Here is a 9,391-nt window from a genome sequence, read left to right as displayed (position 1 = left end):
TTCAAATTTTGGAGCGGGAAACGAGACTCGAACTCGCGACCCCGACCTTGGCAAGGTCGTGCTCTACCAACTGAGCTATTCCCGCAAATTTGCACTGCTTTTGTTGCTGTCGTAACGTGTATTTCTCTGTCGTTACGGGAGGCGCATTATACGAGAAATCCGTTTAGCTGCAACCCCCCTAAAAGCGTTTTTTGTGAAATTCAGTTCAAGTGATGGAATATTCATCGCTTTGCACGTTTTTACACCATTCATGCGTTCTGTAGGCCGGGTAACGCGCAACGCCCCCGGCAACCGCCTGAATTACAGCTTAATAAAGTTCTCGCGATAATACGCCAGTTCGGCCACGGACTCACGGATATCGTCCATGGCCTGATGCGTTCCCTGCTTTTTAAAGCCATCCAGGATTTCCGGTTTCCAGCGACGCGCCAGCTCTTTCAGGGTGCTCACATCCAGATAGCGGTAATGGAAGTAAGACTCCAGCTCCGGCATGTACTTAAACAGAAAACGGCGATCCTGACCGATGCTGTTACCGCAGATAGGTGATTTGCCCGCCGGAACCCACTGTTTCAGAAACGCAAGCGTTGCCAGCTCCGCCTCGCGATCGCCCATGGTGCTCGCCTTAACGCGCTCCACCAGCCCGCTCCCCGTGTGGGTGCGCACGTTCCACTCATCCATTAACGCAAGCTGGTCGTCGGACTGATGAACCGCGATAGTCGGCCCTTCCGCCAGAATATTCAGGTTGGCATCGGTCACCAGGGTTGCAATCTCAATAATGCGATCGCGCTCGGGATCCAGCCCGGTCATTTCAAGATCGATCCAAATCAGGTTGTTTTCATCCGCGCTCATGTTATTTTCCACCCTTCTCGCATAACCGGCTGTAGCAGGTTAACTAGTATTAATTAGAGTGTATCATAGAGGTTTTGCCCCTTACGGGCGACCAGGAGCCAGCGCGATTGAGTAAAAATAAACTCTCCAAAGGGCAGCAGCGCCGTGTGAATGCCAATCACCAGCGCCGTCTTAAAACCACTTCGGAGAAGGTCGATTACGACGACAACCTGTTTGGCGAACCGATGGAAGGCATCGTCATCAGCCGTTTCGGTATGCACGCCGACGTGGAATCCGCCAACGGTGAGATTCACCGCTGCAACATCCGCCGGACGATTCGTTCTCTGGTGACCGGCGATCGCGTGGTCTGGCGCCCGGGTAAAGAAGCGGCGGAAGGCGTCACGGTAAAAGGCATCGTTGAGGCGGTCCACGCGCGTACGTCGGTACTGACCCGTCCCGATTTCTACGACGGGGTTAAACCTATCGCAGCTAACATTAACCAGATCGTTATCGTCTCGGCGATTTTGCCCGAACTTTCGCTCAATATTATCGACCGATACCTTGTCGCCTGTGAAACGCTGCAGGTTGAACCGATCATCGTACTTAACAAAATCGATCTGCTCGATGAAGACGGTATGAACTTCGTCAACGAGCAGATGGATATCTACCGTAACATCGGGTATCGCGTTCTGATGGTTTCCAGCTATACCAAAGATGGTCTGAAACCGCTTGAAGAGGCGCTTACCGATCGCATCAGCATCTTTGCGGGACAGTCCGGTGTGGGCAAATCAAGCCTGCTGAACAACCTTCTCGGCCTCCAGCAAGAGATCGTGACCAACGATGTGTCTGATGTTTCTGGCCTGGGCCAGCACACCACAACCGCGTCACGCCTGTATCACTTCCCGCACGGCGGCGATGTCATTGACTCCCCGGGCGTGCGTGAATTCGGTTTGTGGCACCTTGAGCCGGAACAAATCTTCAACGGATTTGTCGAATTCCATGATTATTTAGGCGCTTGCAAATACCGCGACTGTAAACATGACAATGACCCGGGCTGCGCTATCCGTGAAGCAGTCGAGAAAGGCGAAATAGCGGAGACCCGCTTTGAAAACTACCACCGCATTCTCGAGAGCATGGATCAGGTAAAAACGCGTAAAAACTTTTCTGATTCTGATAACTGACAACTAAGCTAAGCATCGCTAAAATCGTCCCCTTTTTTCAGGTTCCGGCGCTTTGCGGCCGGATCAGGAACGACAAAACAATGGCCTGGAGGCTACCTTGTTAAACTCATTTAAACTTTCGCTTCAATACATTCTGCCGAAACTGTGGCTCACTCGCCTGGCGGGCTGGGGCGCGAGCAAACGAGCGGGCTGGCTGACCAAACTGGTCATCGACCTTTTCGTAAAATATTACAAGGTCGACATGAAAGAGGCGCAGAAGCCGGATACCGCCAGCTACCGCACCTTCAACGAGTTTTTCGTCCGCCCACTGCGCGACGACGTGCGCCCGCTGAATACGGACCCTAACGTGCTGGTGATGCCTGCAGACGGCGTGATTAGCCAACTGGGTCACATCGAAGACGACAAAATCCTGCAGGCGAAAGGCCATAACTACAGCCTGGAAGCGTTGCTGGCAGGTAACTACCTGATGGCGGATCTGTTCCGTAACGGGACCTTCGCGACCACCTATCTCTCACCGCGCGACTATCACCGCGTGCACATGCCGTGCAACGGCATCCTGCGTGAAATGATCTACGTTCCGGGCGACCTGTTCTCCGTGAACCACCTCACGGCGCAGAACGTACCTAACCTGTTCGCCCGTAACGAACGCGTCATCTGCCTGTTTGATACTGAATTCGGCCCTATGGCGCAGATTCTGGTGGGCGCGACCATTGTCGGCAGCATTGAAACCGTCTGGGCTGGCACCATCACCCCACCACGTGAAGGCGTGATCAAGCGCTGGACCTGGCCTGCCGGTGAAGAAGAAGGCTCTGTCGCCCTGCTGAAAGGTCAGGAGATGGGGCGCTTCAAGCTGGGCTCAACCGTTATCAACCTGTTTGCACCGGGTAAAGTTAAGCTGGCCGAACAGCTTGAAAGCCTGTCGGTCACCAAACTGGGTCAGCCGCTGGCCGTCTCTACCGAAACCTTCGTAACGCCGGTGGCAGAACCTGCACCGTTGTCCCAAGAAGAGATCGACGCCGAGCACGACGCCAGCCCGCTGGTTGACGACAAAAAAGACGAAGGCTAATAACAGAAGGATCGCTGACGTGCGCCCGATTATCGTTCTACTGATGGCCTGGTGCCTCAGCATGGGGGCGTACGCAGCGACAGCCCCCGACGCAAAACAGATAACCCAGGAACTGGAGCAGGCAAAAGCGGCAAAACCCGCTCAGCCAGAGACCGTTGAGTCGCTCCAGTCCGCCCTGAACGCGCTCGCGGAGCAAAAAGGCTCCCTTGAGCGTGCACAGCAATATCAGCAGGTTATCGACAACTTCCCCAAACTCTCGCAAACGCTGCGCTCGCAGCTCAGTAATCTGCGTGATGAACCGCGCGATATACCGGCGGACATGTCTTCTGATGCGCTGAATCAGGAGATCCTCCAGGTCAGCAGCCAGCTTCTGGAAAAGAGCCGTCTGGCTCAGCAGGAGCAAGAGCGGGCGCGTGAAATTGCCGACTCGCTCAGCCAGCTTCCCCAGCAGCAAACCGATGCCCGCCGCCAGCTTAATGAAGTTGAGCGTCGCGTTGGCACGCAAAGCGGCAACACGCCGCAAGCGCAGGCGCAGAATCTGGGGCTGCAGGCCGAATCTGCTCGCCTCAAAGCCCTTGTCGATGAACTGGAGCTGGCGCAGCTGTCCGCCAATAACCGCCAGGAGCTGTCGCGGATGCGCTCTGAGCTGGCGCAGAAGCAGAGCGAACAGCTGGATGCATATCTGCAGGCCCTGCGTAATCAGCTTAACAGCCAGAGGCAGCGCGAAGCCGAGCGTGCGCTTGAAAGCACCGAACTGCTGGCGGAAAACAGCGCGAACCTGCCCAGCGGCATCGTTGAGCAGTTTAAGGTCAACCGCGAGCTCTCTGCGGCGCTGAACCAACAGGCGCAGCGTATGGATCTGGTAGCCTCGCAACAGCGCCAGGCTACCAATCAAACCCTGCAGGTCCGCCAGGCGCTTAACACACTGCGTGAGCAGTCCCAATGGCTGGGGTCATCAAACCTGCTGGGTGAAGCGTTACGCGCGCAGGTCTCACGCCTGCCGGAAATGCCCAAACCGCAGCAGCTGGATACCGAAATGGCTCAGCTGCGCGTGCAGCGACTGCACTTTGAGGATCTGCTCAACAAACAGCCGCAAATCCGCCAGATCCGTCAGGCTGACGGACAGCCGCTGACCAGCGAGCAGAACCGCATTCTGGAAGCCCAGTTGCGTACCCAGCGTGAACTACTGAACTCCCTGCTCCAGGGCGGGGATACGCTGATTCTGGAACTGACCAAGCTCAAGGTCTCTAATAGCCAACTGGAAGATGCGCTGAAAGAGGTGAATGAGGCAACGCACCGTTATCTCTTCTGGACCTCCGACGTGCGGCCGATGACCTTCTCGTGGCCGATTGAGATTGTTCAGGATCTGCGCCGCCTTATTTCGCTGGATACCTTCAGCCAGCTGGGCCAGGCCAGCGTGATGATGCTCACCAGTAAAGAGACCATTTTCCCGCTGCTGGCCGCACTGATTCTGGTGGGCTTCAGCATTTACTCGCGCCGGTATTTCACCCGATTCCTGGAACGCTCCAGCGCCCGGGTGGGGAAAGTTACGCAGGATCACTTCTGGCTGACGTTACGCACCGTCTTCTGGTCGATTCTCGTCGCCTCACCGCTACCGGTCCTGTGGATGACGCTTGGATATGGCCTGCGGGAAGCCTGGCCCTACCCGCTCGCGGTGGCCATTGGCGATGGCGTCACTGCCACGGTGCCACTGCTGTGGGTGGTAATGATTTGCGCCACGTTCGCGCGGCCCAACGGTTTGTTCATCGCTCACTTCGGCTGGCCGCGTAATCGCGTTGCACGCGCCATGCGTTACTACCTGATGAGCATCGGACTGATTGTGCCGCTGATTATGGCGCTGATCATGTTCGATAAACTTAACGACCGGGAATTCTCAGGGTCGCTGGGCCGCCTCTGCTTTATGCTGATATGCGGGGCGCTGGCAATTGTCACGCTCAGCCTGAAACGCGCCGGTATCCCGCTCTATCTGGATAAATCCGGTAACGGCGACAACATGTTCAACCGGCTGCTCTGGAACCTGCTGCTGAGCGCACCGCTGATTGCCATGCTGGCAGCGACGGTGGGTTACCTGGCGACCGCCAAGGCGCTGCTGGCGAGGCTTGAAACTTCGGTGGCGATCTGGTTCCTGCTTCTGGTGGTGTATCACGTGATTCGCCGCTGGATGCTGATCCAGCGCCGCCGTCTGGCGTTCGACCGTGCCAAGCACCGGCGGGCGGAGATCCTCGCCCAGCGTGCGCGTGGCGAGGAAGAGCCAAACCATGTCAACAGCACAGAAGGCACGACGGAAGCTGACGAAGTCGAGCTGGATCTGGATGCCATCAGTACCCAATCCCTGCGACTGGTACGCTCCATCCTGATGCTGATTGCCCTGCTGTCGGTGATCTTCCTGTGGTCGGAAATTCACTCCGCGTTTGGCTTCCTGGAAAACATCTCTCTGTGGGACGTAACGTCCACGGTACAAGGTGTGGAGAGCCTGGAGCCGATTACCTTAGGCGCGGTGTTAATAGCCATTCTGGTGTTGATCATCACCACCCAGCTGGTGCGTAACTTCCCGGCACTGCTGGAGCTGGCCCTGCTGCAGCATCTCGATTTAACCCCGGGGACGGGATACGCAATTACCACCATCACCAAATATCTGATCATGCTGTTTGGTGGGCTGGTCGGCTTCTCAATGATTGGTATTGAATGGTCGAAACTGCAGTGGCTGGTGGCGGCACTTGGTGTGGGGTTAGGGTTTGGCTTACAGGAGATCTTCGCCAACTTTATCTCTGGCCTGATTATTCTGTTCGAAAAACCGATTCGTATTGGCGATACGGTAACGATCCGCGATTTGACCGGCAGCATCACCAGGATCAACACGCGCGCCACCACGATCAGCGACTGGGACCGTAAAGAGATCATCGTGCCGAACAAGGCGTTTATTACCGAGCAGTTTATCAACTGGTCGCTTTCAGACTCCGTCACGCGTGTGGTGCTGACGGTACCTGCACCGTCGGATGCCAACAGCGAAGAGGTCACTCAGATCCTGTACACCGCCGCGGAGCGCTGTTCATTTGTAATCGACAACCCGGCGCCGGAAGTGTTCCTGGTGGATTTACAACAGGGGATCCAGATTTTCGAACTGCGTATTTACGCCGCCGAAATGGGACACCGTATGCCACTGCGTCATGAGATCCACCAGCTGATTCTGGCAGGGTTCCGTGAGCACGGCATTGATATGCCGTTCCCACCGTTCCAGATGCGTCTGGAAAGCCTGGACGGGCGTAAAACGGGAAGAACGTTAACGTCAGCGGCGCGCACACGCCCGGCAGGAAGTCTGTAACCCTTCTCCCCTCCCTTCCGGGAGGGGAATGTTTGACCGCTACGCCACTTCCGTCAGCAACGCCACAGAACGTCGGCGGTAATTCTCATAAATCCCCATCGCCAGAAGCGAGAAGAAGACTGGACCGCCCACCATCCACAGTGCGCTACTCCAGTCATTCGCCTCAATCACCGGCTGAATAACGGTAAAGATGTTGGCGAATGCCACTACCAGCACCACCACCGTGGTTGCCAGCAGCGTGGCGGCGCGCGTTTTGAAAATCACAAACGGACGCTCAAGATCCTCCTTCGCCTTAAAGAACGGGAAGGCCAGGCTCAGAAAGAGATAAGGCAGCGTCATCGACACGTTCGCCATCAGGGTCAGCTTGTTATAAAACGCTGACGCGGTATCCCCACCAAACGACACCAGCAAAATGAACACGCTGACCAGCAGGCACTGCATCCACATGGCGTTGGCGGGCATACCTGCGGTATTCAGTTGCGTCATGCGTGCAGGCCACAGCGCTTTTGGCGTGCCCTGAATTATCGCTTTCAACGGAGAGTAAATCAGCGTGAAAAACGCGCCGGTATAGGCAAGGAACATGGACAAGCCGGTGATGCGTGCAAACCAGACGCCCATCGCTGCCGCCGCTTCCGGTGTCAGATTCATCGCTTGTCCCAGCGTCATCCCCAGGCTTTTCATCAGCACATAGGTAATGTTGCCCAGGTTAGTGGTGTTGTTGCTGAGTACCTGCTGCCAGTTGGTGCTGACGCCCCAGAGGAAAATTGCCAGCGAATAGCCAATGGAGATAACTATCGCGGCAAAAATAATGCCTTTCGCAAAGTTCTTTTCCGGGTTCTCGGTCTTGTCGACCAGGCCGCCCACCGCCTCAATACCGCCGTACGCAAAAATGGCAAACACCACAAAGGAGAGCATAGCGAGCCCGGACTGATAGCTCGGGTTGGGTGAGGAAACGAAGTTCACCTCCTGAGCGAAATGTCCGCCGTTCAGGCACAGAATGGCAATGCTGACCAGCAGCAGCACCAGATTCAGGCACATCACCGAGATCCCGCCCACGGCGGTAATGCGGGCAATTTTGTTGATGCCCTTAGACGCCACCAGCGTTACAACCACCATCCAGCAGACGGCCAGAATCCCGACCACCTGCGTGGAGCTCAGACCGGCCAAAGACCAGACCTGAGTGTGATCGCTGCCGAAAACAAACGTCGAAAACGGTACCCAGACCTTGGCCGCCGTACTGACCATCCAGACCACATACGAGGAGAACCACATAAACGTGCCGATAAACGCGTAGCGCGGGCCGATGCTGTTGTTCATCCAGGAATAGATCCCGCCCTCTTCTTTGCGGTAGGCCGCCCCCATTTCCGCCATCATCAGCGCAAACGGTATGAAAAAAAACAGGGCCGAGACGATGTAGAACGGCGTTGCGCTGTAGCCCATCAGATAGAAAGCCGACGGGCTGTTGGCAAAGCCAAAGACGGAGGTAAAAATCATCAGGATGAGCCCGGTGAGGGTCATCTTTTTAAGTGACTGGGACATAGCGCCATCCAAAGGAAGTTAAACTGCGCGGATGGTAGCAGAAGACCAGACTAATATTGCGGCTATTAGGGGCAAATTAAGAAAAAGACCTGCGTACAGAGAATGTGGCAGTTTTTAATGTTGTCGTGCGGAAATGGAAAGGTTAATTGACATCAGAGGTGAGCCGGGTAAGCGACAGCGCTACCCGGCAATGCGATGCGTTATGCGCGATCGACCGTAAACGCGATCACTTCGCCCAGCTGTTCTGCACCCAGCGCCAGCATCACCAGACGATCAACGCCCAGCGCCACGCCGGAGCAGTCCGGCAGGCCCGCCTTCAATGCTTCCAGCAGATGGGTATCAATAGGCTGCTGCGGCAGACCACGTGCCGCGCGCTTGCGGTTATCCTGCTCAAAACGCTGCTGCTGTTCGCGTGCGTCGGTCAGTTCGTGGAAGCCGTTCGCCAGCTCGATACCTTTGTAATAGACCTCAAAACGCTCCGCCACGCGGTGATCTTCGGTGCTGATCTGCGCCAGCGAAGCCTGGCTTGCCGGGAAGTGATATACAAACGTCGGCCGGTCTTTGCCAATTTGCGGTTCAACGCCAAAGGTGAAGAGCAGTTGCAGCAGCGTGTCGCGGTCTTCTTCGGTATCTGCCACGTTGCTCAGATCCAGTTTTGCCGCCACTTCGCGCAGCTGCGCTTTATCCGCAGAGAGCGGATCAATTTCCAGGTAACGCTGGAAAACCTGCTGATAAGAGAGCGTTTCCGCTTCTGAGCACTCCAGCACCTGCTGCAGCAGATCGTCCACCTCGTTCATCAGGCGGTACATATCATAATGCGGACGGTACCACTCCAGCATGGTGAATTCCGGATTGTGGTGACGCCCCATCTCTTCATTACGGAAACTGCGGCACAGCTGATAGACCGGGCCACACCCTGCCGCCAGCAGGCGTTTCATGTGGTATTCCGGACTGGTCATCAGATACAAATTCATGCCCTGTGAGTGGCCAGGACCAACAAAACGGGTTTCAAACGGGACCAGATGAATATCCGTTACCGTTGCCTGACTCATGCACGGGGTTTCCACCTCAAGGACGCCGCGGTCGGCAAAGAAGCGGCGGATCTCCGCCATAATTGCAGCGCGTTTTAGCAGGTTGGGGATGGATGCGCTCGGCTGCCAGGTGGCCGTTTCGCTCATGAGTTTTTCTCCGATTTCAGACAAGGGCACGAAGTCTACTCGTTACCAGGGACGGAGACAAATTTTGCGCAGTAAAAAAGCGCATTTCATTTAGGTGAACAATTGCGCGACGAAATTCATTACTCACCGCGATAAATCGCCGCACAGAACAGCAAAAAAATCGAACACGTCAAATTTCCCTGACATCCACGCGGTTATACTGCTTTACCCATAAAGGAGCAGTGGAAACGCTTTCGCAATCGTCCTTTTGGACGGGTGA

Annotated in this window: 6 protein-coding genes and 1 tRNA gene; 3 read left to right on the top strand and 4 right to left on the bottom strand. The window is 55.8% G+C overall.

The window, feature by feature from the left end; all coding sequences use genetic code 11:
- Window positions 1–9: 9 nt before the first annotated feature.
- Window positions 10–85 (bottom strand) — tRNA-Gly (locus tag L462_RS02815).
- A 215-nt stretch (window positions 86–300) separates the two neighbouring features.
- Window positions 301–846: an oligoribonuclease gene (gene orn / locus L462_RS02820; protein ID WP_025206260.1), complete on the bottom strand. Its 546-nt coding sequence runs from the start codon at window positions 844–846 to the stop codon at window positions 301–303.
- 107 nt (window positions 847–953) lie between these two features.
- On the opposite strand from orn, the gene rsgA reads away from it, so the two are divergent.
- The 3 genes from rsgA to mscM all read left to right on the top strand — a co-directional run bounded on the left by rsgA (window position 954) and on the right by mscM (window position 6,415).
- On the top strand, window positions 954–2,006 hold the full coding sequence (gene rsgA / locus L462_RS02825) for a small ribosomal subunit biogenesis GTPase RsgA (RefSeq protein WP_020882951.1): 1,053 nt from the start codon (window positions 954–956) through the stop codon (window positions 2,004–2,006).
- 97 nt (window positions 2,007–2,103) lie between these two features.
- Window positions 2,104–3,072: an archaetidylserine decarboxylase gene (gene asd, locus L462_RS02830; RefSeq protein ID WP_020882952.1), complete on the top strand. Its 969-nt coding sequence runs from the start codon at window positions 2,104–2,106 to the stop codon at window positions 3,070–3,072.
- A gap of 19 nt (window positions 3,073–3,091) precedes the next feature.
- On the top strand, window positions 3,092–6,415 hold the full coding sequence (gene mscM / locus L462_RS02835) for a miniconductance mechanosensitive channel MscM (protein ID WP_020882953.1): 3,324 nt from the start codon (window positions 3,092–3,094) through the stop codon (window positions 6,413–6,415).
- Between the two features lie 39 nt (window positions 6,416–6,454).
- On the opposite strand, the gene yjeM is transcribed toward mscM, so the two are convergent.
- A complete protein-coding gene (gene yjeM / locus L462_RS02840) occupies window positions 6,455–7,954 on the bottom strand; it encodes a glutamate/gamma-aminobutyrate family transporter YjeM (protein ID WP_032679415.1) in 1,500 nt (499 codons plus the stop codon).
- A 200-nt stretch (window positions 7,955–8,154) separates the two neighbouring features.
- A complete protein-coding gene (gene epmA / locus L462_RS02845; protein WP_020882955.1) occupies window positions 8,155–9,132 on the bottom strand; it encodes an elongation factor P--(R)-beta-lysine ligase in 978 nt (325 codons plus the stop codon).
- Window positions 9,133–9,391 lie beyond the last annotated feature (259 nt).

Source organism: Enterobacter sp. BIDMC 26, from assembly GCF_000534435.1.
GTDB lineage: Bacteria > Pseudomonadota > Gammaproteobacteria > Enterobacterales > Enterobacteriaceae > Enterobacter > Enterobacter ludwigii.
Note: the sequence above shows the minus strand (reverse complement) of the source record. Positions and strands in the feature narration are given on the sequence as shown.